Genomic DNA, 24,461 nt, shown 5'->3' with positions numbered 1-24,461 from the left:
CTAGGGCGCGCCGCCGCGCGAGATCAGTTCCTTGGCAAGGCGGCGATAAGCGTCAGCTCCGATGTGGTTGCCGGCGTAGCTGGTGATGGGCTCGGCGGCCACGGTGGCATCTGCAAACTTAATCGAACGCTTGATGACTGTCTCAAAGACCTTGTCCCCGAATGCCTCCACCAGGCGCGAGATGACTTCGCGGCTGTGCAGGGTGCGGGCGTCATACATGGTGGCCAGGACACCGTCCACCTGCAGGCGCGGGTTGAGGCGGTCCTGCACCTTCTCGATGGTCTCCACCAGAAGCGCAACGGCGCGCAAGGCGAAGAATTCACAGATCAAAGGGATGATGACGCCGTGGGCTGCAGTCAACGCGTTTACTGTCAGCAAGCCCAGCGACGGCTGGCAGTCGATCAATACGACGTCGTAGTCATCCTCAACGCTTTTGAGTGCGCGGTCCAGGACTTGCTCACGGGCAACCTCGTTGACCAGCTGGACTTCGGCAGCAGAGAGATCAATGTTGGCGGGCAGGAGGTCAACGCCTTCAACACCGGTCTGCTGGATGGCATCGCGGATGTTCACCTTGCGGTCCATCAGGACGTTATAGACGGTGAGGTCGAGCTCGTGCGGGTTGGCCCCAAGGCCGGCGGACAGAGCGCCTTGCGGATCAAAATCCACCAACAGGACGCGACGGCCGTACTCAGCGAGCGCAGCCGCCAAGTTGATGGTGGAGGTGGTTTTACCCACGCCACCCTTTTGATTGACCATGGCGATGACTCTCGCCGGACCATGGGAGGCCAGTGGAGCAGGTTCCGGGAATTCGCGGTAAGGGCGGCCCGTGGGCCCCATGATGGCGTCTTCCAGATCGAGCTCGGTGCCTTCCAGCGTAGCTGTTCCCCGTTCGATGCTCACGTATCTAACCACTCTTTCGACGACGATCTTCCCTGCCGCTGCGCCCCCGGACGACAGCGCTGCTACCCCTTTAGGCTACAGCGCCCGACACGGTTATTTGGGGAACTTGACTTTGGCCGATTGTTGAGCCTTGACCCTCTGGTTGAGGTCGAAGGTTGAGGCGCGTGCCTGGGCTGCCGCGGGAACAGCGAAGGCCGGCACCTGGTGGGGTGCCGGCCTTCTCCGAACTATCTTGCGTTGACGCTGATCCTGCTAGACCGTGGCCTTCTCGCGGTTCTCAGCCTCGGGTGCAGCCTCTTCTTCGCCGCCGTGGGCGATCATGGTCTGCTCATCGAAGGGCTCGCTGCCGGAGAGGACACGCTCTACCTGGCCGTTGTCGATTTCCTTCACCCAGGTGCCGATGAGGACTGTGGCGACTGCGTTGCCGGTGAAGTTGGTCAATGCACGTGCCTCGGACATGAAGCGGTCGATTCCAACGATCATGCCCACGCCGCCCAAGAGCTCAGGCTTGTGTGCCTGGAGGCCGGCCGCAAGGGTGGCAAGTCCGGCACCCGTGACGCCTGCAGCACCCTTGGAAGCGATGATCATGAAGACCAGCAGGGAGATCTGCGCGCCGAGATCCAACGGCGTGCCCATGGCGTTGGCTACGAACAGCGATGCCATGGTCAGGTAGATGGCCGTGCCGTCCAGGTTGAAGGAGTAGCCGGTGGGAACCGTGACGCCGACAACCGGCTTGGAGACACCCAAGTGCTCCATCTTGGCGATCAGGCGGGGCAGGGCTGCCTCGGAGGAAGAGGTGGAGAAGATCAGGAGGTACTCTCGGGCCAGGTACTTCATGAGCTTGAAGATGTTCACGCCGGCCACTGCGCGGAGCAGCGTACCGAGGATGACCACGATGAACAGTGCGCACGTTACGTAGAAGGCAAGCATCAGGGTGAACATGCTGAGGATCGCCTGGGCGCCGGTGGCACCAACGACGGCGGCGATGGCACCGAATGCTCCAACCGGGGCCAGCCACATGATCATGATGAGGATGCGGAACACGAGGCGCTGTCCGTGACCGATGGCTGTGAGGATGGGTGCACCCTGCTTTCCCATCTTCTGCAGTGCGAAACCGACCAGGATGGCAGCCAGAAGGGTGGGCAGGACCGGGATGTCGCCGGGGATGATTCCCAGGAGGAAGTCCACTGTGCTGTTGGTATCGGCCTTCTTGGTGGGATCGTACGGGGTCAGCTTGAGCCCCTCGCCCGGGTGGATCAGGTTGCCCACCACCAAGCCGATGGCGAGGGCAAACGTGGACATTGCCACGAAGTAGCCCAGGGCGAGTCCCCCGACCTTGCCAACGGTTGCCGCTTTGGCGATGGAGCCGATGCCCAGGACGATGGTGCAGAAGATGACCGGGGCAATCATCATCTTGATGAGCTTGATGAAGCCGTCACCGAGCGGCTTGAGGGACTTGCCAACCTCGGGGAACATCAGGCCGACCACGGCGCCGAGCACTACGGCCAGGATGACCGCGATGTACAGGTAGTGCGACTTGTCGAGCCCCTTGCGTCCACCTTTGGCGGCTACTGCCGACTCTCCTCGTTGAGAGGTCATGGGATTCTCCTTCTGGATACTGTGTAAGGCGCTGCGGTCCTGCACTGATGTCCAATCCGCTGCCCTTGTGTGATATCCATCATTGAGCCGTTGGTGACACACATCACCGTTGCGGTCATATTGGTCATGGGAGGCCCACGTGTTTCACAGCTGGAGCATCGCCCGCCGCTTGTTCGTGGCGAACCTGTTGTTCGTCCTGGTCCTGACGGCGGTCTTCGGCGCGTTCTCCGTGGTGGAGGCCAGGGACAGGGCCTACGACGAAGCCGGCGGAAGGATGCAGGCGATCGCCACGTCCCTGGCCAACAATCCCCTTGTCCTGGAGGCCTCATCCACGGCAGATCCTTCAGCCATCCTCCAGCCCTACGCGCGGGAAGTCATGGACGACGCCGATGCTGATTTCATCACCATCATGGCTCCGGACAGGACACGCTGGACCCACCCCCGCACAGAGGAACTGGGCAAGCCATATATCGGGACGATTGAGCCGGCCCTCGGCGGTGAAACCTTCACCGAAGTTACTGCAGGAACCTTGGGCCCCTCGGTCCGAACCATCGCTCCCGTCAAGGACGCCGGTGGAAGCGTCAAAGCCTTGGTCGCTGCCGGCATCACGGTCCGCACAGTGGACACCGACGTTGCCGAGAGGCTGGGAGTGATTGGCGTCATCGCGTTGGTGGTCTTGTTCTTCGGATCAGTGGCCTCCTGGCTCTTGGGCGGCTATCTGCGCTCGGTCACAAGGGGATGGGGACCAGAGCAGCTGGCACAACTGTTCGCGTACTACGAGTCCGTCCTCCACTCCGTCCGCGAAGGCGTGATCCTGATTGACACCCACGGCAAGGCGGTGATGTACAACGACCAAGCCGCGGAGCTTCTGGGCCTTGAGCCGTCCGACGCCGACCGGTCCCCTGACGACGCCCCCAAACTCGCCGATCTTCCCTTCGATGGCAGCCTGCGGGCTCTTTTCGAATCGGGTAGGCCCGCACATGACGAAATCCATCTGACTGGTTCGCGGATCCTGGTGGTCAACCAGGCCCCGGCGGTAGGGCCGGTGCCTGAGCGGAGCCGGCAGAAACCCGCCGTCTACGGGACGGTGGCCACTATCCGCGACCGTACCGAAATCGAATCCCTGGGCACGGAGCTCCAGACGATGAAGACCCTCTCCGATGCCCTGCGCGCCCAGACACATGAGCATGCAAACCGGCTCCATATGATCGTTTCCCTGTTGGAGTTGGGCCGCACGCCCCAGGCTTTGGACTTTGCCACCAAGGATCTTGAACTCAGCCAGCAACTCACCGATGACATGGTGGCCTCCGTGGACGAGCCCGTCATGAGCGCCTTGGTGATGGGCAAGGCGGCGGAAGCCCACGAACGCGGGGTGGAATTGGTGGTCCGAACCTCAGGGCGCTCCGGCGTGCGTGGCCTCGAGATCCAGGACCTGGTGACCATTCTCGGGAACCTGCTGGACAACGCGATTGACGCTGCCGCTGCCGGCGACTTTCCCCGGAAGGTGGAGCTGGACGTGGAAGCCGGACCTGCCGCCGTCGAATTTACGGTGCGTGACTCCGGCAGCGGCATCAATCCGGGCTCCATCGATGACGTCCTGCAGTACGGCTTCAGCACCAAGTCTCCGGAAGGAAACCCGCAAGGTGCCCACGGTCGGGGCGTTGGCCTGGCCTTGGTCCGTCAGGCAGTGGAGCGGCTCAACGGTACGATGACCATCAGCAATCCCGGCGGAGCACAGTTCCACGTCATGCTCCCCGCGCCGGTTCCCGAGGAAGAGAAGGCATGACAGAGATCCGTGTCCTGGTGGTGGAGGACGAGCCAATAGCCTCGGACGCCCACTCTGTCTACATTGGCCGCTTGGACGGCTTCACTTTGGTGGGGACGGCACCCGATGGCCAGTCGGCCTTGCGCATCCTCGGAGAATTTGCGGCGTCCGGCTCCCCTGTGGACCTCGTCCTGCTGGACATGAACCTCCCTGACCTCCACGGCCTGGACGTGGCCCGGCGGATGCGTTCCGCGGGAGTCTTTGCCGACATCATCGCCATCACTGCCGTCCGTGAACTGAACATCGTCCGCAGCGCCGTGTCCATCGGCGTCGTGCAGTACCTCATCAAACCCTTCACGTACGCCACCTTTGCCGACAAACTCAGCAGCTACCGGACCTTCCGCGAACAGTTGGCGGGCTCGATGTCCGGCATTTCCAAAGCAGGGGCCTCGCAGAGTGACGTTGACCAGGCTTTCGCGAGTCTTCGCGCACCCACGGAACTGCCGCTGCCCAAGGGACTCTCCGGGTCAACGCTGGAGTCAGTGAAGGACCTGGTGAGGGCGGGGCAGCGGCCGGTGTCCGCAAGTGAGGTCATGGACGCACTGGGGATGTCCCGAGTGACCGCCCGCCGCTATCTGGAATACCTTGCCGACGCCGGAACGGTCACCCGGGCGCCCAGGTATGGCACCCCTGGCCGGCCGGAGAACGAGTACGGCTGGAACCGGGCCTAGGGATCCTCCCGTTACCCGTGCCTCCGCAGTAAGCTGGTGGCGACCCATGGAGAGCCCATGTCCGCACAGCCGCCGCTCCGACAACCAGAATCGCCAGCGCTACCGCAGCTGATGGAAGCCCGCGAGGCGTACGCCCGTGGAGAGTGGGACGCTGCGCTTCGGACCATGGAGAGTGCCGGTGAAGAATCTCCGCTGAGCCTGGAGGACCTGGAAATCCTGGCGCGCTCCAAATGGTGGCTCGGCGACGTTCAGGGTTCCATGGCATTATCCGAGGAAGTATTTCGCGGATTGGTCGCCCGTACACAGTTCCAGGCCGCCGCTAAGGCTGCGCTGACCTTGTCCTTGCAGTGGGGTGTCCGCGGGAACATCGCTGTGTCATCGGCATGGCTGAACCGGGCGCGACGACTCTTGGACAGGCTTCCCGAGTCTCCGGAACACGGATATTTGCTGTATCTGGAGGGCAACGACGCAATCTACCTCGAAGGTGACGCGGGCTCTGCCCTTGCTGCTTCCCTGCAGCTGACCGCCATGAATCGTAGGCAGAAAGCTCCCGAGCTGGAGAGTTTCGCGCTCATGTTGTCGGGTCTCGCCGCCGTCCGGAGAGGCCAGGCAGCCCGCGGCTTCGAGGACCTGGATCAAGCACTGCTCCCCGTCATGGCCGGCCAGGTCCCGGCGGAGTGGGGTGGCGATATCTACTGCTCCGTCATCCACCTCTGCTACGAACTGGCCGACTACTCGCGCATGAGGTGGTGGACTGACGCTTTGGCCGCATGGTGCGCCAGCCTTTCCACGTCCTTCATGTACTCGGGGATCGTCCGGGTCCATGAACTGCAGCTGATCAGTGCCGAAGGGGGCTGGAAGCAGGCAGAGGCGGAACTGGCGCACCTCGGCGAGCGTCTTCGGAATGCCCATGCTTGGATCGCGGCCGACTGTTTCAACGAACTGGGCGATATTCGCCGACGGCAGGGAAACAGATCCGGCGCCGCGGCCGCGTATGCCATGGCGCGTGGACTCAGCGTAGATGCCCAGCCCGGCTCGGCCTTGCTTCTTGCTGATGCCGGAAAGGACGAGGAAGCGCTCACGGATCTCCGCGCCGCGTTGGCAGACCGCGGGCGCCTTGGACGGGCCTGGTTGCTGCTGCCGCTCGTGGAGTTGCTTGCACCCCGGGACGCTGACAGTGCTGAGGTGTTTTGCAGCGAGCTGGAAGGAACTGCTGCCTTTTACGGGACAACAGGATTGATTGCGTGGGCGCATCATGCCAGAGGCGCTTTGTTGATGGCCCAAGGCCGCTGGCTCCAGTCGCTGCCCGAGTTTGAAGCGGCTGCACTAGGCTACCGTTCCCAGCATTTACGTTTTGAGCTGGCACGGATCCATGAGCGACTATCGTCAGTCCGGGCGGCGCTGGGCGAGGCCGGTGCGGCCGACGCGGAACGCGCCACCGCTGCCGCCATCCGTACACAGCTAGGAGCTGCACCGTTCTCCTTGCCAAATGTTGATGACGCCCTGGGTGGGCTGACGGCCAGGGAAATGGAAGTACTGGGCTGCGTGTTGTCCGGCTCAAGCAACAGGCAGATCGCTCAGACCCTCACCATCTCCGAGAAAACAGCCAGCCGTCACCTGGCCAACATCTTCACCAAGATCGGCGTTAACTCCAGGACCGCTGCGGCAGCTTGGGCGCGTCGTCACGGAATAGCAGAGCACCATCGGACTTGAGCCTGCATGTTTTGACCCATGGTGCGCCAAAAGATGCAGGTTTTCGCGGACGCGCTGCAAGGCTCCGCGGCCTTACCTTGAAGCTACGGATAACGGGCCGGGCAGGCCGGCCCCCGCATTATTAAGGACCCGCGATGAACAGCACCCAGGCCGGGCAACGGGAAGCTTCCACGGCGGCGGAAGCCGTCCAGCAGGCCACGGGACGATTGATCGGAATCCTCAACGATTCTTCCATCGCCCTCTTGGTGGTTGTAGGCCACCAAACTGGCCTTTTCGAGACACTGTCGGCCCTCCCTGCGGCCTCTTGCAGGCTTATTGCCGATGCGTCGGGCCTCAATGAGCGCTACGTCAGGGAATGGTTGGGCGGCATGACCTCGGCTGGCTTCGTGGACTACCAACCGGACAGTGGAACGTATCTCCTGCGCCCGGAATTCGTTCCTGTCGTAACAGGTGCAGGTACCGAAAATCTCGCGCGAACACTGCAGTACGTGCCGCTCATGGGCGAGGTGGCCCCGAAGATCGTCCACGCGTTCCGGACGGGCGGCGGAACTAGCTACGAGGATTACCCGCGATTCCATCACATCATGGCTTCTGAAAGCGCTGCAGTGAACGATGCATCACTCCTGGAGACCATCCTTCCCCTGACAGATTGCCTGGAGGCGCTGCGCAGCGGTATCTCCGTCGCTGACATCGGATGCGGCGAGGGCCATGCCTTGAACCTGTTGGGGTCCACCTTCCCTGCCAGCACTTTTACCGGCTACGACTTCTCCGCCGAAGCATTGGCAACCGCCGCTGCCGAGGCCTCCGGCCTGGGACTTTCCAACGTCCGATTCGAACTTCAGGATGTGAGCCGGCTGGACATCTCCGAGGCGTTCGACTTGGTGACAGCGTTTGACGCCATCCACGATCAAGCCCACCCGGCTCAGGTGCTCAAGAACATCCATGCTGCGCTCAAGCCCGGCGGCACCTTCCTGATGGTGGACATCAATGCTTCAAGCCGGTTGGAGGAGAACTTGGACCTCCCGTGGGCCGCCTTCCTGTACACCATTTCCACATTCCACTGCATGGCTGTTTCCTTGGGGCAAGGCGGCGATGGCCTGGGCACGGTATGGGGGAAGGAACGGGCCACGGACATGCTTCGTGAAGCAGGTTTCCGGACCGTGGAGGTGAAGGAAGTGGAGCAGGATCCGTTTAATGCGTACTTCATCGCTCGCGTTTGAATGTATACATAGCGGGAGACTTGTCCCCAGTTAGTGCCATTTTTCCCGATTCATGTATACACTGAAGGCATGCGCGCCAGTGATCGGGCCTATTCGGCCCTACGGGAAGACATCATCGAATGGCGCCTTCGGCCGGGTACCGTCCTCGCGGAAGTGGAGCAGTCCGAACGGCTCGGGGTGTCCCGGACGCCGGTCCGGGAGGCGCTGGGCCGGCTCACCGCGGAGGGATTGACGACGGCGGCAGGTGGCCGCGGCGTCGTCGTCACCGACATCTCGCTGGAGAGCATCGACGAGTTGTTCGAGTTGCGCGAAACCCTTGAAGTCAGGGCCGCGGCGTTGGCTGCCCAGCGCGGGGAACCCGGGATCTTCGCCGAGTTGCATACCCAGCTGCTGCAAGCCCCCGAACTGCTCAGCGAAAACGACCCCGCACGCCACGATTACTACGCCCTGGTGAGCCGGCTGGATGACGCCATCGACGCTGCGGTCTCCAATTCCTACCTGGCCCAGGCGATGCGGAGCCTGCGCGTCCACCTGGTCCGGGTCCGCCGCCTGGCCGCCGATGACACTGCCCGGCTCCATGCCGCGGCCGCCGAGCACGCCGCGATTGCTGAGGCCATCGCCGCAGGCAACCCCCGGCTGGCCGAGGCCGCCACCACCGTCCACCTGCACCGCAGCCTCACCCACGTCAAAGCCACCCACACCCCTACCTTGAAACACCCTGCCTAGCCAAACGCCTCACGAGAAGGAGCACCATGGTCAAGAACCATCACGTCCGCGTCTACAAGTCCGAAGAGAACCTCCCCCGCGAGGAGCAGTTGGCGCACAAGATCGCCGTGGTCGCCGCCGACCCCGTCGACGTCACCCCCGAGGTCACTGACATGGTGATCAACCGGATCATCGATAACGCCTCGGTGGCCATCGCCTCGTTGAACCGGGCACCGATTGTCGCGGCCCGTGCGCAGGCACTGACCCACGCACCGTCAGCCAACGGCAAGGGGGCCCGCGTGTTCGGCATCGAAGAGCAGGTCTCCCCCGAGTGGGCCGCATGGGCCAACGGCGTGGCCGTCCGCGAACTGGACTACCACGACACGTTCCTGGCCGCGGACTACTCCCACCCCGGGGATAACATCCCGCCGATCCTGGCCGTCGCCCAGCACGTCGGTTCCAATGGCAAGGATCTGGTCCGTGCCATCGCCACCGGCTATGAGATCCAGGTGAACCTGGTCAAGGCCATCTGCCTGCACAAGCACAAGATCGACCACGTGGCCCACCTCGGCCCGTCCGCCGCGGCAGGTATCGGCACGTTGTTGGGTCTGGATGTTGAGACGATCTTCCAGTCCGTGGGTCAGGCCCTGCACACCACCACCGCCACCCGGCAGTCCCGCAAGGGTGAAATCTCCACCTGGAAGGCCCACGCCCCGGCCTTCGCAGGCAAAATGGCCGTCGAAGCCGTGGACCGCTCCATGCGTGGCCAGACCTCACCCGTGCCGATCTACGAAGGCGAAGACGGCGTGATCGCCTGGATGCTGGACGGCCCGGACGCCTCCTACGAGGTCCCGTTGCCGCTGCCCGGTGAAGCCAAGCGCGCCATCCTGGACACCTACACCAAGGAACACTCCGCCGAGTACCAGGCCCAGGCGTGGATCGACCTCGCCCGCAAACTCCACAAAGAGCACCCCGAAACCACCGATCCTGCCAACGTCGCCTCCGTGCTGATCAAGACCAGCCACCACACCCACTACGTGATCGGCTCCGGCGCGAACGATCCCCAGAAGTACTCCCCCACCGCGTCCCGCGAAACACTGGACCACTCCATCCCGTACATCTTCACCGTCGCCTTGCAGGACGGTGCGTGGCACCACGTGGACTCCTACGCCCCCGAACGCGCCGCCCGTCCGGACACCGTGGAACTCTGGCACAAGGTCACCACCGTCGAAGACCCGGAATGGACCCGCCGCTACCACTCACTGGACATCGCCGAGAAGGCCTTCGGCGGCACTGTTGAAATCACCCTCACGGATGGGTCTGTTGTCACGGACGAGATCGCGGTGGCCGACGCCCACCCGCTCGGTGCCCGGCCCTTCGCCCGCGAGCAATACATCAACAAATTCCGCACCCTCGCAGCAGGACTCGTGGAGGAAGCCGAAATCGAAAGGTTCCTCACCGCCGTCGAACGCGTCACCGAACTCGGCGCCGGCGAACTGGACCAGCTGAACATCACCGCAGCACCCGGCGTGATCGACCTCAGCAACGCGCCCAAGGGACTGTTCTAAATGCTGTACTCCAAAGTCACCCCCGAACAGAAACGCGTCAAGCTGCGGGAACTGCTGGCCTCCGGGACCGTGCACCAGTTCCCCGGCGCGTTCAACCCGCTCTCAGCCCGCCTCATCGAGGAAAAGGGCTTCGCCGGGGTCTACATCTCCGGTGCCGTCCTGGCCAACGACCTCGGCCTGCCCGACATCGGACTGACCACCCTCACTGAGGTAGCCACCCGGGCCGGGCAGATCGCCCGCATGACGGACCTGCCCTCCCTCGTGGATGCAGACACCGGCTTCGGTGAACCCATGAACGTGGCCCGCACCATCCAGGAACTCGAAAACGCGGGCCTGGCCGGCTGCCACATCGAGGACCAGTTCAACCCCAAACGCTGCGGACACCTGGACGGCAAAAACGTGGTGGACATCGACACCGCCACCAAACGCATCCGTGCCGCGGCAGACGCCCGCCGCGACCCGAACTTCCTCATCATGGCCCGCACCGATATCCGCGCCACAGATGGAATCCAAGCTGCGCAGGACCGCGCCAAAGCCCTGGTGGACGCCGGCGCCGACGCGATCTTCCCCGAAGCCATGCGTGACTTGAGCGAGTTCCAAGCCATCCGCGACGCCGTGGACGTGCCCATCCTGGCCAACATGACCGAATTCGGCAAAAGCGAGCTCTTCACCGTCGAGCAGCTCCAAGGTGTCGGCGTGAACATGGTCATCTACCCCGTCACCCTCCTCCGCATTGCCATGGGCGCTGCAGAGCGTACTCTGGAATCGATTAGGGCTGCGGGGACCCAAGAAGCGCAAGTGGAAAACATGCTCACGCGTGCGCGCCTCTACGAACTCGTCGACTACGAGGCATACAACCAATTCGATACCGGCGTTTTCAACTTCCAGGTACCTGGCGTCCGCTAGGTTCCGGATTCATCAAGGGGAACGCAGGCACTCTGGCCTACTCGGAGCGCCTGCACTATGAACGAAGGAGTTCAGCATGGCTGCTGAAGACATCAAAAAAGGCCTTGCCGGCGTCGTGGTGGACTACACCGCGGTCTCAAAGGTCAACCCGGACACCAACTCGCTGCTGTACCGCGGGTATCCGGTCCAGGAACTGGCCGCTAAATGCAGCTTCGAAGAAGTCGCCTACCTGCTGTGGAACGGCGAACTGCCCAACGAAACAGAGCTCTCGGAATTCACCGCCCGCGAGCGCGCAGGACGTGCTCTGGACCCCGTGGTGAAGTCAGTGGTGGATACACTGCCCACCACGGCGCACCCTATGGACGTGTGCCGCACGGCAGCGTCGGTGCTGGGCGCCAGGCACGAGCTGGCGGAGGATTCCTCACCTGAAGCGAACATGAAGAAGGCAATTGATCTCTGGGCCGCCATGCCCGCCGTCGTGGCCTATGACCAGCGCCGCCGTCGCGGACAGGAACCCGTTGAACCGCGTGAGGACCTGGACTACTCGGCCAACTTCCTGTGGATGACGTTCGGCGAAGAACAGGTTCCGGAGGTGGTGGAGGCGTTCAACGTCTCCATGATCCTGTACGCCGAGCACTCCTTCAACGCCTCCACCTTCACCGCCCGCGTCGTCACCTCCACGCTCGCTGACCTGCACTCGGCGGTTACCGCCGCGATCGGCGCCCTCAAGGGTCCACTGCACGGCGGAGCGAACGAGGCCGTGATGCACACCTTCGATGAAATCGGCATCCGCAGCGAAGAGTCCCTCGAGGAAGCCGCCACCCGGGCCCGGGCCTGGATGGAAGACGCCCTGGCCCAGAAGAAGAAGGTCATGGGCTTCGGACACCGCGTCTACAAACACGGCGACTCCCGCGTGCCCACCATGAAAGCCGCCCTGGACAAGATGATCGCCCACTACGGCAGGCCTGAGCTCCTGGGCCTCTATAACGGACTCGAGCAGGCCATGGACGAGGCCAAAGCCATCAAGCCCAACCTCGACTACCCGGCCGGGCCCACCTACCACTTGATGGGCTTCGACACCCAGACGTTCACCCCGTTGTTCGTCGCCAGCCGCATCACCGGCTGGACCGCCCACATCATGGAACAGGTAGCATCCAACTCACTGATCCGTCCGCTGAGTGAATACAACGGGCCGGAAGAGCGGCACGTCCCCTAACGCGTCCCGAAATTTGGCGAACTCTACGACGACGGGCCGGTCACCGAAAGGTTACCGGCCCGTCGTCGTACTTGCTTCGGTACTGCTACCGCTGAGGATCCACCCAATCAATGGTGTGGACGTCGGCCACATTCTCGTTGTCTGCCGCCAAGGCCACCCTCACGGCGATGCGCTGGCCGGAAATCATGGCCGGCAGCCAGTGTTCCGCGTCAGCCCACATCCGCTCTACTGGAAGTTGCGCCACGGGGAACCATTCAGGGGCGATCTCGTCGCTTTCCGATGGCTCCCCCTCCCACGCGCGGGTCAGGAACACGGTGGTGGCCATGTTCCACTCCGGCCTCGCAGGGAAAACGAAATCAACTGTGCCCGCCGGAATCAGGTCCTTCGCGTGCACCACCACGTTGATCTCTTCCATGACCTCACGGCACGCAGCCTGTGAGGCGGTCTCCCCCAACTCAACGTGCCCGCCGACGCCCACCACCTTGCCCCGACCGAAACCTGTCTTCTTGGTCCCGAGCAGGACATGTTCTCCGTCCGCGCCGTCGCGGAGGAGGAAGCACAAAGTCACATGGGCTGCAGTCATGCTGCCTACCTTAACCTGATCTCCCCTGCCGCTGCCGCCATTGCTACAGTGAGCCCATGACTGAAGGTGGGGGCAACCGGCAAGCCCAGGTGGCAGCCGTCGAAAGCGTTGGCGAACCGCCGCCCAACGACGGTTCGGGTGCAGGAGAAACAGTCCCCAAGGCTAAAGCCGAACGGGACGCCTGGTTGCCAGGCTGGCTCGTGGCACACCCGCTCTATGCAGGGTGGGCCTGGACAGTGGTTTGGGCAGGACTGATCGTTTTGGACGAAGTGGTGGACCTGGCCGGATGGACCTGGTACCTGCTGGTCCTCGTGGCCGCACTACCCACATTGATCTCTACGCTAGTGGTGCTGCATGCCACGCCGCGAAGCCACCTCAGGGCAGTCGACGCAACCGTCTTGGGCCACTTCTTCGTCCGATTCCTTGCACTGGTGGCAGCCTTCATGGTGTGGGCAGCCTCAGTGGTGATGAGTGCTTCCATCTCCACCACCATCCAGTCCGTGATTGGCGATTCCGAGAAGGAAGTCACGGCTCTGGGTTTCAATCTCATGCTGGCAGCAGTTCCGCTGGTGCTCTCCATCCTGTGGATGGCGTTCATCGTCCGCTGTGCGTGGTTTCTGCGGCGGCTGCGGGGCTGGCGTCAGATACCACTGAAGACACGCGTACCGAAGAAGTTCCTCCGCGGACGCCCCCGACTCAAGCGCGTGGTGGTAGGGCTGGCACACCCCGGCCTCTTGCTGGTAGCTGGCTTGGGGACCTCGCTGCTGGCATTGTTCGTGGACGCCGTGGAGCTGACGCTTAATGTGCTCGAGTAACCCGGGCGTTATCTTAGTGTCTGGATTTATCCCGGCGCCCTGGCTATCCGAGCGCCCTTGGATGCGCTGCTGCGTAGACCTCACGCAAAGTATCCGCGGTGACCAGCGTATAGACCTGGGTGGTGGTCACGGACGCGTGTCCCAGCAGCTCTTGAACCACCCTGACGTCCGCCCCACCCTCCAAGAGGTGGGTGGCGAAGGAATGGCGCAGCGTGTGTGGAGAGACATCTTTGGTGATATTCGCCTTCTCGGCGGCGGCCTTAAGGATGGTCCACGCACTCTGCCTGCTGATCCGGCCACCCCGGGCGTTGAGGAACAGCGCCGGGCAGCCCTTGCCCTTGGACGCCAGCAATGGCCTGCCGCGAACAACATAGGCCCCGACGGCGCGGGCACCGTAAGAGCCCAGGGGCACCAGGCGTTCCTTGGAACCTTTGCCGAACAGCCGCACGATGGCAGGGTCATCGCCGGTGTCTTCGAGGGAGACGTCATCGACGTCCAACCCCACGGCCTCGCTTATGCGGGCTCCCGTGGAGTAAAGGAATTCAAGCAATGCGCGGTCTCGCAGACCGGTAGCACTGTCTGAGCCGGCAGCTTCCAGGATGCGCGTCACTTCACCAACGCTGATGGCTTTTGGCAGCCGCTTACCCGGCATTGGTGGGTGCACATCGCTGGCTGGGTCCGCCGTCGTGGTTCCTTCCAGCGCCCAAAACTTGTGGAGGCCACGCACAGCTACCACTGTGCGTGCAGCAGAGCGCACCCCCAGGGCGGCGGCGCCGTCCGAACCGTCAGACAAGGCCTGCACGAAGGCGGTCACATGATGCCGAGTGATGTTTCCCGGCTGATCCACGCCTTGCGCGGCAAGGAAGTTCGAATACCGGGCGAGGTCCCTGCGGTACGCGGACAGCGTGTTCGCCGCCAAGCCGCGCTCCACCCCGACGTGCTGCAGATAGTCGGTTACTGCACGGTCAACGCCATTGACGGTTCGAGTGGCGGCCTCGGCCATGCTCAGCGCTGGCTCGGGTGAGCCGGCCAAGGCGCATTGGCTGGACGAAGGCAGGTGAAGCCATCAGCTTTCGCGGCAGCGGCAGCGAGGATCCCCAGCACTGCCGACGGATTATGCAGACGGCCTTCCAGCACTGCTTGCACGGCGTCCTCAAGCGGCACCCAGTGAAGTTCAATTTCAGCTTCTTCATCGGTGCGGACATGCCGGTCCGCCAACGGTACGTCGCTGAGGCCCCGTGCCAGGTAGATCCGGACTGCCTCGCTGGAGGAACCCGGCGAGTTAAAGAAGTCCACAAGGACGTTCCAGGTAGCCGCTACCAGGTCGGCTTCCTCCGCCAGTTCCCGGGCCGCGCCCACCACGAAGTCCTCGCCTTCAACGTCCAGCAGGCCGGCGGGGATCTCCCACAGATCCATGGCGACCGGATGCCGGTACTGCTTCAGCAAGAGAATCTCACCGTCCACGTTCATGGGCAGCACCGCTACTGCGCCGGGGTGGTCGATGTAGTCACGAACCAGGGTGTCCGTGCCGTCGCTGAGTTGGAACGAGTCGCTGACGACGTCCCAAATGCGGCCTTCATATACCTTGCTGGTAGACAAAAGACGGCGCGGGCTCGGCATGTCCGAAACCTGCCTTGATGTGCGGGGGGTTTCAGAAATACCGGGCATCGCGCCGTCCTTCGTTAGTACTTGCGTTTACTTGGCAGCTACCGTGCGGGCGCCGGTCTTGGTGGCCACGGGCGCACCTTCACGACGCTCCAAGGCAGCCTTGACCAAACCTGCGAACAGCGGGTGGGGGCGCGTGGGGCGGGAGCTGAGTTCCGGGTGCGCCTGCGTTGCCACGTAGTACGGGTGGACTTCGCGGGGAAGCTCCACATATTCCACGAGCTTGCCGTCAGGGGAAGTACCCGAGAACACCAGGCCCTCGGCAGCGATCTGATCGCGGTACTTGTTGTTGACCTCGTAGCGGTGGCGGTGCCGTTCGCTGACAGTGGTGGTGCCGTAGGTCTCGGCAATGACCGAGCCTTCGTCCAGCTTGGCTTCGTACAGGCCCAGGCGCATGGTGCCGCCGAGGTCTCCCTTGCCTTCCACGATGTCCAACTGCTCTTCCATGGTGGCAATAACCGGGTACTTCGAGTCGGGCTCGAACTCGCTGGAGGAAGCACCTTCAAGGCCAACCACGTTGCGGGCGTACTCGATCACCATGCACTGCAGGCCCAAGCACAAGCCCAGGACCGGGAGCTTGGTCTCGCGGGCGAACTTCAAAGCGCCAAGCTTGCCTTCGAGGCCACGGATACCGAAGCCGCCGGGAACGCAAATGGCGTCCACACCGGCCAAGGACTTGGTGGCACCTGCCAGGGTTTCGCACTCGTCCGAGGGGACCCAGCGGATCTTGACCTTGGCTTCGTTGGCAAAACCTCCGGCGCGGAGAGCCTCAGTGACCGAGAGGTAGGCGTCCGGGAGGTCGATGTACTTGCCCACAAGGGCAACCTCGACCTCGTGCTTGGGGTTGTGGACAGCTTCAAGCAGCTTGTCCCACTTGGTCCAGTCAACATCCTTGAACGGGAGATCCAATGCACGGACGATGTAGGAGTCCAAGCCCTGCGAGTGAAGGGTCTTGGGGATGTCGTAGATGCTGGGCGCGTCAGCGGCGTTAACCACGGCGTCGATGTCGACGTCGCACATGCGGCCGATCTTTTCGCGCATGGCATCGGGCACTTCGCGGTCCGAGCGGATCACGATAGCTTCAGGCTGGATGCCAATGGAGCGGAGGGCAGCCACGGAGTGCTGGGTGGGCTTGGTCTTCAGCTCCTGGGAAGGGCCAATGTACGGCACCAATGATACGTGCAGGAAGAAGACGTTGTTGCGGCCCACATCCTGGCGGACCTGGCGTGCGGACTCAAGGAACGGCTGCGACTCGATGTCGCCCACCGTGCCACCGATTTCGGTGATGATGACGTCCGGAGCGTTTTTGCCTTCGGCAGGCAGGCGCATACGGCGCTTGATTTCATCCGTGATGTGGGGAATAACCTGAACGGTGTCTCCAAGGTATTCGCCGCGACGTTCCTTGGCGATGACGGTGGAGTAGATCTGGCCCGTTGTGACGTTGGCCGAACCTTCAAGGTTCTCATCGAGGAAGCGCTCGTAGTGTCCGATGTCGAGATCGGTTTCGGCACCGTCGTCCGTCACGAATACTTCGCCGTGCTGGAAGGGGTTCATCGTGCCCGGATCCACGTTCAGATAGGGATCGAGCTTCTGCATAGTTACAGACAAACCACGTGCCCGCAGCAGGTGACCGAGGCTTGAAGCCGTCAGACCCTTACCGAGCGAGGACGCCACACCACCGGTGACGAAGATGTGTTTGGTCGTCTTGGACGAGCCCGGGAACCGGGAATTTACACGGGAATTTGATCGCTGCACCACGGAATTCGAGCTTATCATCAATTACGCCTTCCAAGCGTCTGTTCGGATTCCCCAAATGGTCAATAGTTGCTCACCACCGCATTCCAAGCAAGACCTGGGCGGGAAGAAGCGCACCAATGTGATTGTGCTCGCACTAGCCCGCGGCAGCTAACCCCGGCAACACTACGCGCGCTGCGGCAGGAGCTTCGCGTCGTCCAGCAATTCCTGGGCATGCGCCTGCGCGCTCTCGGAATCCTCTTGACCGGCCAACATGCGGGCAAGCTCCTTGACCCGCTCGTCGTCGCTAAGAAGCTGAACGTCACTGGACGTGAACCCCGTGGTTGTCTTCCCATCAGCGCCACGCACGGAAGTTTTCGTCACGCGGATATGTTGATCTGCGAAGGCCGCTACCTGTGGCAGGTGTGTGACCACAAGGACCTGGACGTGCCGGGCGAGCATGGCCAGCCTTCGGCCGATTTCGACGGCGGCACGCCCACCCACGCCGGCGTCCACTTCATCGAAGACGAACGTGGGGACGGGATCCACTGCGGCAAGAACTACCTCGATTGCCAACATGACCCTGGACAGTTCACCGCCGGAGGCACCCTTGCCCAGTGGCCTCGCCGGAGCACCGGAGTGAGGCCTGAGGAGGAAGGCGATCTCATCGGTGCCCCACGGCCCCAGCACGCCGCTGCCATCAACCTCGATGACCAACGTGGCGTCGGCCATGGCCAAGGCCTTCAGCTCGGCGCTGACCCGCGCTGAGAGGTCCTTGGCAGCTTTGAGGCGGGCTTTGGTGATGCCCGCGGCCAGCTTGCGCAGGGTTGCCTCCGCGGAACCCACTTCGGCGTCCAAGGCCTCGATGCGGCTGGAGTCATCCTGCAACTCGTCGAGGCGTGTCCTGGCCGCAGCAGCCCACTCAAGCACTTCGTCAATGCTGGGGGCGTACTTTCGGATCAGCTTGGCGAGGGCAGCGCGGCGTTCCTCGATTTCGGAGAGCCGTTCGGGGCCTTCCGTGTCCAGCGCTGCCTGGTAACTGGACAACTCGGCGGCGATGTCATTGAGGAGGAAGCCGACCTCCGCCAGCCGCGTTGCTGCGGAACGAAGTTCCTCGTCGTGCTCCGCCACGTGCTCCAGTGTCCGTTTGGCGGCATCCACCATGGTTGTTGCGTCGCCGGCGTCTCCGAATTCTTCGGCAATGAGGGACTCATGGGCCGCAGCTGCCGCCAAACGCAGTTCTTCCACATTGGCCAGTTTTACGGCCTCGGCCTTGAGGGTTTCGTCTTCGCCAGGCTGGGGATTCACCTCGTCGATTTCCTTGAGGGCCGCGTCCAGGGATTCAGCCTCCCGCAAACGCTCGCGGGCTTCGCTGCGCAGTGTTTCGAGTTCGGACTGGATGGCCCTCCAGTGGTTGAACAGTTCCTGGTACTCCCCCAGCGTCTTGGCGAGGGGTGCTCCGGCAAACCTGTCCAAGGCGTGCCGCTGTGCGGTGGCGCTCTTGAGCCGGATCTGGTCTGACTGGCCGTGGACCACCACCAGGCTCACGCCCAATTCAGCCAATACACCCACCGGTGCCGCACGTCCGCCAACATAAGCCCGGCTACGCCCGTCGGCGCCCACGGTGCGGGCCAGCAGGAGCTCAGCAACGCCGTCGAACTCTTCCGCCTCCCCGCCGGCCTCCTTGGCGCGTTCCACAGCACTGTGCGCTGGATCGAGCTTCAGCACAGCTTCCGCCGACGCGGATTTGGCGCCGCTTCGAACGGCGCCGGCATCCGAACGGGCACCAAGAAGAAGTCCGACGGCGGTCACCACCATGGTCTTGCCTGCACCGGTTTCGCCGGTGACGACGCTGAGGCCGGGGCCCAGCGGCAGGGCGGCGTCGGTTATGACGCCGAGGTCACGGATTCGGAGTTCTTCGAGCATGTTTCACTTCGCATTCGTGGGGTCTGATGGCTCACCGTGCCCAGGGTCCGGGGACGTTCCGGAGTCCCGGGGGCTGGGCAACGGTGCCGGTGACAGTGTGCGGATGACAGGGATGGGTCCGGTGTGCACTTCGCCGCTCCGGGGCGCCGGGCCGCGCCAGCCATGGATGGGAAGTTGGAACTTCCGGACAAGCCGGGCCGAGAACGGTGTCTTGTGCGTCCGGGCCAGCCGCACCGGGGTCGCCGAACGCGTTACTTCAACGCGTGCTCCAGGCGGGAGATCCACCGAACGACGGCCGTCGCACCAGAGGACCCCCACGGCGTCGGTACGGTTCATGATTTCGACCGCCAACTTGGAACGGGGCGACACCACCAGCGGCTTGGCAAAAAGTGCGTGTGCACTGATCGGGACGATGACCAAAGCCTCAACCTCAGGCCACACGACGGGCCCACCTGAAGAAAAAGCGTAGGCCGTGGAACCCGTGGGCGTCGCGAGGACAACACCATCACAGCCGAATGACGTCAAAGGGCGCTCGTCAACTTCGGTGACAACTTCCAACATGCGTTCACGGTTGGCCTTCTCAATGGCAGCCTCGTTCAAAGCCCACGTGTGCCAAATCTTCTGGCCCTTGACCCACACTTGGACATCGATGGTCATGCGTTCTTCCACCGTGTATTGACGGCTGGCTATCCACTCCACCGTTTGGGCCAGATCGGCGCGTTCACTTTCCGCGAGGAAACCCACGTGACCCAGGTTGACGCCCAACAGCGGGACATCGACTTCACGGACCAGCTCAGCCGCGCGGAGTATGGTGCCATCGCCGCCCAGGACCATCACGAGTTCCACGTCCTCCAGATTGACGTGATCGTTGAGGATCTCGATGGGTGTATCGAGGGCACCGAAGAACCGTTCGATATCTGCAAGTTCGGACTTCTGCAGCACGGGAACCAGACCAGAGGCATGCAGTTGCGTACAGGCATCCCACGCTGCGCGGAGCGATTCCTCCCGCCCGGTGTGGGCAAGGACAAGTACACGCCTGCTCATCGAATCTGCTTTCTAGTGGTTCGGCCAGAGTTTCCTGATCAATGCAGCAACGTCCTCGTCCCGCTCTTCGATCTTAGGCAACACCGAGGACATCCTGCGCGTCATCCACAGGAAGTATTCAACATTTCCGTCCTGCCCGGGAAGCGGACTGGCTGCCAGGTCCTGAAGTTCAAGGCCGGCATCCACTGCTGCGCGGGCCACTTGGGCGACCGCCCGCCGTCGTTCATTCTCTGAGGACACCACGCCGGTTCGGCTCAGGCGCTCCTTGCCAACCTCAAACTGCGGTTTGACCATAAGGACTAGATCGCCGCCCGGCTCGGTGCACTGCGCAAGCGGCCACAGGACCAGCGTCAACGAGATAAAGGACAAATCAGCCACCGTCAGCTGTGCCGGACCGCCGATCTGCTCCGCCGTCATATACCTGACGTTCAGGCCTTCGTGGACCTCCACCTTGGGATCCTCCCGGAGGTGCGTGACCAGCTGGCCGTGCCCCACGTCCACCGCCACTACTTCGGCGGCACCTTGCCGCAGCAGGACGTCAGTGAAACCGCCCGTGGAGGCACCGGCGTCGAGGCACCTCTTCCCGGAAACGACGACGGCGGGAAACGCCTTCAGCGCGCCGGCCAGCTTATGCCCGGCGCGGCTGACATAGATGTCCTCCAGGTGGGACTCGACATCCAACCCGGTCGTAGCATCCACTTGGTGCGAGGCTTTGACGAGGACGTTGCCGCCCGAGCTGACCTTGCCGTCACTAATGAGCTTGGCGGCATGGGTACGGGACCTCGCCAGCCCGCGGGTGACGAGTTCCTGATCAAGTCTTGGCATACGTTAGCTGTCGCCTTCCGGGCGGGGATCGCTGGGGGTGCTTTTCGGGACTGCCGGAAGCCCGGGTTCGGCATCCAAGGCTTCCAACAAGCCGTCATGGATGCCGGCGTACAGGTCCCCATGGTCCGGCACGGGCAATTTATTCACGTCCTCCAGCGGGCCTAGTGCCCTGTCCACCAGCGGATCACCTGTGGGGTTTGCGGCCTCAGGCCACTGGACCGCGGGTCGCTCCGGTTCAGGATGTTCCGCCTCTGGGTGTTGAGGCTCTGAGTGTTGGGGCTCGGTCATCGCACCAGTCTAGTGATTTCGCCATTCCAGCTGCGGCGCCTGCGCCACGTCCGTGTCGGGAACCGCTGCCCACCATGCCGCGCACGCTGCGCGCCATGCATCGAGGTCACCCTCAAGGCCAGTCACAGTGACGGTCCCGTCCCCTGCAACTGCGGTGGCTGCACCGCAGCGGAACGTGCCGGCGTCGCTGACAACCTCCGGATACGGCGCATAAAGGCCTTCCAGGTCTGCCAGCAGGTAATCCGGACGTTCGTCAGTCCGCGCCGCAATGATGGTGTGGGTGGTGTCCACACCGGTGAGGACTGCCGCCGTCGCAAATCCTGCGCGGTTGCCACCCAGGATGTCTGTGTCCAAACGGTCGCCCACAACAAGCGGACGATCGGCGTTTAGCCGTTTTGCTGCCGCGTGGAAAAGGGGTGCTTCGGGCTTGCCCGCCACCAACGGCGTCTTGCCCGTGGCAGCCGCCACCGCGGCAACCAGCGTTCCATTACCCGGTGCCATGCCGCGGGCCTGCGGGATGGACATGTCCGTGTTGGTGGCAAACCACATGGCACCCCCGGCTACGACATATGATGCCTCCGCCAGATCCTTCCACCCAATCTCCGGGTTGAATCCCTGGACGACCGCAACCGGTGATTCGGCGGCGCTGTGCACCGGTTTGAGTCCCACCAGTTCGATCTCATGGGCCAATGCTGCGCTGCCAGTGATGAGGACATGCGCCCCCGCAGGCAGCATGGAAGCCAGAAGCTCCCCTGCCGCCTGGGAGGAACTAACCACTTGATGGTCCTCGGCCGGCGCACCGAGCTCACGCAGATGCGCCGCGACCTGGGCAGGGGTGCGGGAGGCATTGTTTGTCACGTAACCCAGGCCGACGCCTACGGTTTCGAGACGCTGCAATGACTCCACAGCCCCCGGAATGGCGTGCGGTCCTGCATAAACCACTCCATCCAGATCCGAAAGGACAGCATCAAACGATGAGATCAGTGAATCAGCCATGCTGGGAGTCGGAGCCCTCGTTCTCGGTGTCTTCGTCTTTTGCTTCTGCTTCTTCGTCCGCTGAATCGATGTCAGATTCAGCGTCATCGGATTCGAAGTAATCAGACTCGACATCATCAAGCTCAACGTCATCATGCTCAACATCAGCGGCTGCGGCCTCAACGATGACCGTCTCCGTTTCAGGCTTCACGACGTCGGCGTCCGGGGCCGGCTTCTCGAAGCGCGGCTTACGCGCAGCTGCTTCTTCCTGCTCGTCCCAGCCCAGGTCCAGAATTTCGGGTTCAGCGAAGTCGCCCACACCCAAAGCGTTCTCAGCCACGAGCGCCTGCCGGGCCCACTTGTCCGCTTCTTCGGTACGACCCACAGCACTCAGAGCTTCAGCGTATGCGCGGAAGAGGCGGGGGCTATATGAAAAGGCCCGGTTGATGTCCAGCTGCGGGATCTCAAGCTCGCTAACCGCAGCATCCAATTGCTTGAGGTCCGCACGTGCACCTGAGGCCACGATGGCAAGCTCAACCTTGCCCGGAGCGTCAAGATCCTGGGCTTCGGGAGAACGGACCATGTCAAGGGCGCGATCCGGACGTCCCAGGCCACGCTCGCAGTCAGCCATCACCGGCAAATGCACGTTGGAGCCACTGATGCGGCGGTACGTACGGAATTCGCGCAGTGCCTCACCGTAGTGGCCGGCAGCGTAAGCAGTCAGCCCAACCGCTTCACGCACGGCCGAGAGGCGCCCGCCGCGTCGGCTTGCGGCGAGGGCGTGCTGGAATGCGAGCTCCGGCTCAATGTCGATCAGGCGGCCAGCCATGACCAAGTGCTTCGCGACCCAGCCCGCGCTTTGCTCCTCGAGGGTCTTGATCTGGTGACCCGTGGCGCGGTCGAGTTCCTTGCCCGTGACGTCCTCGTCAATCTCCGGAGAGCGTTCGCGGTCAGGACGGTTGGCGCTGCGGATGTCCTTGGCATTGGGGACCCGGGCCGGACGCTCTTCCCACGAACCGCCACGGTCGTTGCGGTCACCGCCGAAGTTCCGCGGTCCGCGCTCGGGACGATCACCGAACGGCTTACGGTCACCGCGGTCGTTGTTGAAGGGGCGACGGTCATCGTTATCGCGACGGGGGCCATCGAAATTACGCGGTCCGCGCTCGGGACGATCACCGAACGGCTTACGGTCACCACGATCGTTGTTGAAGGGGCGACGCTCACCATCGCGTGCCGGACGATCACCACGGTCACCGAACGAACGACGCTCACCGTCTCGTGCCGGACGATCGTTACGGTCACCGAACGGCTTGCGGTCACGGTCGCCGCCGAAGGAGCGACGCTCATCGTTATCGCGGCGGGGGCCATCGAAATTACGCGGTCCGCGCTCGGGACGATCACCGAACGGCTTGCGGTCACGGTCGCCGCCGAAGGAGCGACGCTCACCGTCTCGTGCCGGACGATCGTTACGGTCACCGAACGGCTTGCGGTCACGGTCGCCGCCGAAGGAGCGACGCTCACCGTCGCGAGCCGGACGATCGTTACGGTCACCGAACGGCTTGCGGTCACGGTCGCCACCGAAGGAGCGACGCTCACCATCGCGAGCCGGACGATCGCTACGGTCATTGTTGAAGGAGCGACGCTCACCATCGCGAGCCGGACGATCGCTACGGTCATTGTTGAAGGAGCGACGCTCACCATCGCGAGCCGGACGATCGCTACGGTCATTGTTGAAGGGGCGACGCTCACCATCGCGAGCCGGACGATCGCTACGGTCATTGTTGAAGGGGCGACGCTCACCATCGCGAGCCGGACGGTCGTTGCCATCCCTGTTCTCTCTGGAACGGAAGCCACGGGGGTCTCCGCCGGAATTGTTGTTGGCGCGGTACGAACCGCGGTCATCCCGGTTCCCTCCGAAGTTTCCGCGATTGCCGCCGCGATTGCCGCCGTTGTGCTCAGCCATGGTGGATTCCTCCTGTTGCGAGCCGACCACTGGCGCGTGCGTAGTCGCTCATAACCCTTATTTCGTTGTCACGCCGCCGGCAGCACTCGTCTGCCGACTCGTATATCTTGTTCAATTCTATTCGACACCGCCACAGCGACCGAACGCCGAGGCCATCTCTGGGGCGTCCCGTGGCAAGTCTCACAAGTGCCCAACACCTGAAGTACCACATAGCAATAGCTGCGTTCGGGTGTGGGCTTAGCCACTACTGGCAGTCAAGTGAGTGTGAAGGGTTGTTAAATGCGGGGAGCCCCGACCTTCGTGGTCGGGGCTCCCCGGTT

Annotated in this window: 22 protein-coding genes; 10 read left to right on the top strand and 12 right to left on the bottom strand. The window is 63.1% G+C overall.

Features of this window, described 5'->3' with window-relative positions:
* A complete protein-coding gene (locus AC6CH8_RS18950; RefSeq protein WP_024820433.1) occupies positions 1-900 on the bottom strand; it encodes a ParA family protein in 900 nt (299 codons plus the stop codon).
* A gap of 252 nt (positions 901-1,152) precedes the next feature.
* Positions 1,153-2,499 (bottom strand): C4-dicarboxylate transporter DctA, encoded by a 1,347-nt coding sequence (locus AC6CH8_RS18945; RefSeq protein WP_017200804.1) that lies wholly within the window; start codon positions 2,497-2,499, stop codon positions 1,153-1,155.
* Between the two features lie 139 nt (positions 2,500-2,638).
* Between AC6CH8_RS18945 and AC6CH8_RS18940 the strand changes: the two genes are divergently transcribed.
* The 8 genes from AC6CH8_RS18940 to AC6CH8_RS18905 all read left to right on the top strand — a co-directional run bounded on the left by AC6CH8_RS18940 (position 2,639) and on the right by AC6CH8_RS18905 (position 12,323).
* The gene (locus AC6CH8_RS18940) at positions 2,639-4,285 is read left to right on the top strand and encodes a sensor histidine kinase (RefSeq protein ID WP_498191895.1); all 1,647 of its coding nucleotides are present in this window, start codon (positions 2,639-2,641) and stop codon (positions 4,283-4,285) included.
* On the top strand, positions 4,282-4,995 hold the full coding sequence (locus AC6CH8_RS18935; RefSeq protein WP_091466581.1) for a response regulator: 714 nt from the start codon (positions 4,282-4,284) through the stop codon (positions 4,993-4,995). Before AC6CH8_RS18940 ends, AC6CH8_RS18935 begins: the two co-directional genes overlap by 4 nt.
* Before the next feature lie 57 nt (positions 4,996-5,052).
* Complete coding sequence (locus AC6CH8_RS18930) at positions 5,053-6,708, top strand: LuxR C-terminal-related transcriptional regulator (protein WP_498191894.1); 1,656 nt, start codon at positions 5,053-5,055, stop codon at positions 6,706-6,708.
* Between the two features lie 134 nt (positions 6,709-6,842).
* Positions 6,843-7,928 (top strand): class I SAM-dependent methyltransferase, encoded by a 1,086-nt coding sequence (locus tag AC6CH8_RS18925; RefSeq protein WP_498191893.1) that lies wholly within the window; start codon positions 6,843-6,845, stop codon positions 7,926-7,928.
* Positions 7,929-7,997: 69 nt separating this feature from the next.
* Positions 7,998-8,654, top strand: a complete 657-nt coding sequence (locus tag AC6CH8_RS18920) for a GntR family transcriptional regulator (RefSeq protein WP_498191892.1) — start codon at positions 7,998-8,000, stop codon at positions 8,652-8,654.
* A 26-nt stretch (positions 8,655-8,680) separates the two neighbouring features.
* Positions 8,681-10,201 carry an MmgE/PrpD family protein gene (locus tag AC6CH8_RS18915; RefSeq protein WP_498191890.1) on the top strand — a complete coding sequence of 507 codons (1,521 nt, stop codon included), beginning with the start codon at positions 8,681-8,683 and terminating at the stop codon, positions 10,199-10,201.
* Positions 10,202-11,107 carry a methylisocitrate lyase gene (gene prpB / locus AC6CH8_RS18910; RefSeq protein WP_498191889.1) on the top strand — a complete coding sequence of 302 codons (906 nt, stop codon included), beginning with the start codon at positions 10,202-10,204 and terminating at the stop codon, positions 11,105-11,107. It abuts the gene before it with no gap.
* 76 nt (positions 11,108-11,183) lie between these two features.
* Complete coding sequence (locus AC6CH8_RS18905; RefSeq protein WP_179017412.1) at positions 11,184-12,323, top strand: bifunctional 2-methylcitrate synthase/citrate synthase; 1,140 nt, start codon at positions 11,184-11,186, stop codon at positions 12,321-12,323.
* A gap of 85 nt (positions 12,324-12,408) precedes the next feature.
* Here AC6CH8_RS18905 and AC6CH8_RS18900 read toward each other — a convergent pair whose 3' ends face one another.
* Complete coding sequence (locus AC6CH8_RS18900) at positions 12,409-12,906, bottom strand: 8-oxo-dGTP diphosphatase (RefSeq protein WP_091466570.1); 498 nt, start codon at positions 12,904-12,906, stop codon at positions 12,409-12,411.
* A 56-nt stretch (positions 12,907-12,962) separates the two neighbouring features.
* On the opposite strand from AC6CH8_RS18900, the gene AC6CH8_RS18895 reads away from it, so the two are divergent.
* Positions 12,963-13,721 (top strand): hypothetical protein, encoded by a 759-nt coding sequence (locus tag AC6CH8_RS18895; protein WP_498191886.1) that lies wholly within the window; start codon positions 12,963-12,965, stop codon positions 13,719-13,721.
* Positions 13,722-13,764: 43 nt separating this feature from the next.
* Here AC6CH8_RS18895 and xerD read toward each other — a convergent pair whose 3' ends face one another.
* From xerD to AC6CH8_RS18850, 9 genes are all read right to left on the bottom strand, one after another.
* A complete protein-coding gene (gene xerD, locus AC6CH8_RS18890; protein ID WP_498191923.1) occupies positions 13,765-14,724 on the bottom strand; it encodes a site-specific tyrosine recombinase XerD in 960 nt (319 codons plus the stop codon).
* Between the two features lie 2 nt (positions 14,725-14,726).
* Positions 14,727-15,389, bottom strand: a complete 663-nt coding sequence (locus tag AC6CH8_RS18885) for an NUDIX domain-containing protein (RefSeq protein ID WP_498191884.1) — start codon at positions 15,387-15,389, stop codon at positions 14,727-14,729.
* A gap of 27 nt (positions 15,390-15,416) precedes the next feature.
* Positions 15,417-17,162: a CTP synthase gene (pyrG, locus tag AC6CH8_RS18880; protein ID WP_091466563.1), complete on the bottom strand. Its 1,746-nt coding sequence runs from the start codon at positions 17,160-17,162 to the stop codon at positions 15,417-15,419.
* A 144-nt stretch (positions 17,163-17,306) separates the two neighbouring features.
* Positions 17,307-19,046 carry a DNA repair protein RecN gene (recN, locus tag AC6CH8_RS18875; protein ID WP_498191882.1) on the bottom strand — a complete coding sequence of 580 codons (1,740 nt, stop codon included), beginning with the start codon at positions 19,044-19,046 and terminating at the stop codon, positions 17,307-17,309.
* Positions 19,047-19,049: 3 nt separating this feature from the next.
* The gene (locus AC6CH8_RS18870; RefSeq protein WP_091466559.1) at positions 19,050-20,090 is read right to left on the bottom strand and encodes an NAD kinase; all 1,041 of its coding nucleotides are present in this window, start codon (positions 20,088-20,090) and stop codon (positions 19,050-19,052) included.
* Between the two features lie 12 nt (positions 20,091-20,102).
* Positions 20,103-20,915: a TlyA family RNA methyltransferase gene (locus AC6CH8_RS18865; protein ID WP_054809331.1), complete on the bottom strand. Its 813-nt coding sequence runs from the start codon at positions 20,913-20,915 to the stop codon at positions 20,103-20,105.
* A gap of 3 nt (positions 20,916-20,918) precedes the next feature.
* Positions 20,919-21,203, bottom strand: coding sequence for a hypothetical protein (locus AC6CH8_RS18860; protein WP_498191880.1), 285 nt, complete (start codon positions 21,201-21,203; stop codon positions 20,919-20,921).
* Positions 21,204-21,212: 9 nt separating this feature from the next.
* Positions 21,213-22,199 carry an HAD-IIA family hydrolase gene (locus tag AC6CH8_RS18855; RefSeq protein WP_091466556.1) on the bottom strand — a complete coding sequence of 329 codons (987 nt, stop codon included), beginning with the start codon at positions 22,197-22,199 and terminating at the stop codon, positions 21,213-21,215.
* Positions 22,192-23,007 carry a hypothetical protein gene (locus AC6CH8_RS18850; protein ID WP_498191878.1) on the bottom strand — a complete coding sequence of 272 codons (816 nt, stop codon included), beginning with the start codon at positions 23,005-23,007 and terminating at the stop codon, positions 22,192-22,194. The genes AC6CH8_RS18855 and AC6CH8_RS18850 overlap by 8 nt, the downstream gene beginning before the upstream one ends.
* A gap of 6 nt (positions 23,008-23,013) precedes the next feature.
* Here AC6CH8_RS18850 and AC6CH8_RS18845 point away from each other — a divergent pair, with 6 nt between their 5' ends.
* Positions 23,014-24,195 carry a hypothetical protein gene (locus AC6CH8_RS18845; RefSeq protein WP_498191877.1) on the top strand — a complete coding sequence of 394 codons (1,182 nt, stop codon included), beginning with the start codon at positions 23,014-23,016 and terminating at the stop codon, positions 24,193-24,195.
* Positions 24,196-24,461 lie beyond the last annotated feature (266 nt).

The sequence above is a fragment of the Paenarthrobacter sp. GQ52 genome (assembly GCF_059759005.1).
Note: the sequence above shows the minus strand (reverse complement) of the source record. Positions and strands in the feature narration are given on the sequence as shown.

What these genes read in the sequence shown, in the direction of transcription:
- AC6CH8_RS18930 (WP_498191894.1), top strand. Translation starts at nt 5,053, where the DNA reads ATGTCCGCACAGCCGCCGCTCCGACAACCAGAATCGCCAGCGCTACCG.
- AC6CH8_RS18935 (WP_091466581.1), top strand. Translation starts at nt 4,282, where the DNA reads ATGACAGAGATCCGTGTCCTGGTGGTGGAGGACGAGCCAATAGCCTCG.
- AC6CH8_RS18900 (WP_091466570.1), bottom strand. Translation starts at nt 12,906, where the DNA reads ATGACTGCAGCCCATGTGACTTTGTGCTTCCTCCTCCGCGACGGCGCG.
- recN (WP_498191882.1), bottom strand. Translation starts at nt 19,046, where the DNA reads ATGCTCGAAGAACTCCGAATCCGTGACCTCGGCGTCATAACCGACGCC.
- AC6CH8_RS18895 (WP_498191886.1), top strand. Translation starts at nt 12,963, where the DNA reads ATGACTGAAGGTGGGGGCAACCGGCAAGCCCAGGTGGCAGCCGTCGAA.
- AC6CH8_RS18885 (WP_498191884.1), bottom strand. Translation starts at nt 15,389, where the DNA reads ATGCCCGGTATTTCTGAAACCCCCCGCACATCAAGGCAGGTTTCGGAC.
- AC6CH8_RS18855 (WP_091466556.1), bottom strand. Translation starts at nt 22,199, where the DNA reads ATGGCTGATTCACTGATCTCATCGTTTGATGCTGTCCTTTCGGATCTG.
- prpB (WP_498191889.1), top strand. Translation starts at nt 10,202, where the DNA reads ATGCTGTACTCCAAAGTCACCCCCGAACAGAAACGCGTCAAGCTGCGG.
- AC6CH8_RS18945 (WP_017200804.1), bottom strand. Translation starts at nt 2,499, where the DNA reads ATGACCTCTCAACGAGGAGAGTCGGCAGTAGCCGCCAAAGGTGGACGC.
- pyrG (WP_091466563.1), bottom strand. Translation starts at nt 17,162, where the DNA reads ATGATAAGCTCGAATTCCGTGGTGCAGCGATCAAATTCCCGTGTAAAT.
- AC6CH8_RS18870 (WP_091466559.1), bottom strand. Translation starts at nt 20,090, where the DNA reads ATGAGCAGGCGTGTACTTGTCCTTGCCCACACCGGGCGGGAGGAATCG.
- AC6CH8_RS18905 (WP_179017412.1), top strand. Translation starts at nt 11,184, where the DNA reads ATGGCTGCTGAAGACATCAAAAAAGGCCTTGCCGGCGTCGTGGTGGAC.
- AC6CH8_RS18925 (WP_498191893.1), top strand. Translation starts at nt 6,843, where the DNA reads ATGAACAGCACCCAGGCCGGGCAACGGGAAGCTTCCACGGCGGCGGAA.
- xerD (WP_498191923.1), bottom strand. Translation starts at nt 14,724, where the DNA reads ATGGCCGAGGCCGCCACTCGAACCGTCAATGGCGTTGACCGTGCAGTA.
- AC6CH8_RS18865 (WP_054809331.1), bottom strand. Translation starts at nt 20,915, where the DNA reads ATGCCAAGACTTGATCAGGAACTCGTCACCCGCGGGCTGGCGAGGTCC.
- AC6CH8_RS18860 (WP_498191880.1), bottom strand. Translation starts at nt 21,203, where the DNA reads ATGACCGAGCCCCAACACTCAGAGCCTCAACACCCAGAGGCGGAACAT.
- AC6CH8_RS18920 (WP_498191892.1), top strand. Translation starts at nt 7,998, where the DNA reads ATGCGCGCCAGTGATCGGGCCTATTCGGCCCTACGGGAAGACATCATC.
- AC6CH8_RS18850 (WP_498191878.1), bottom strand. Translation starts at nt 23,007, where the DNA reads ATGGCTGGCCGCCTGATCGACATTGAGCCGGAGCTCGCATTCCAGCAC.
- AC6CH8_RS18915 (WP_498191890.1), top strand. Translation starts at nt 8,681, where the DNA reads ATGGTCAAGAACCATCACGTCCGCGTCTACAAGTCCGAAGAGAACCTC.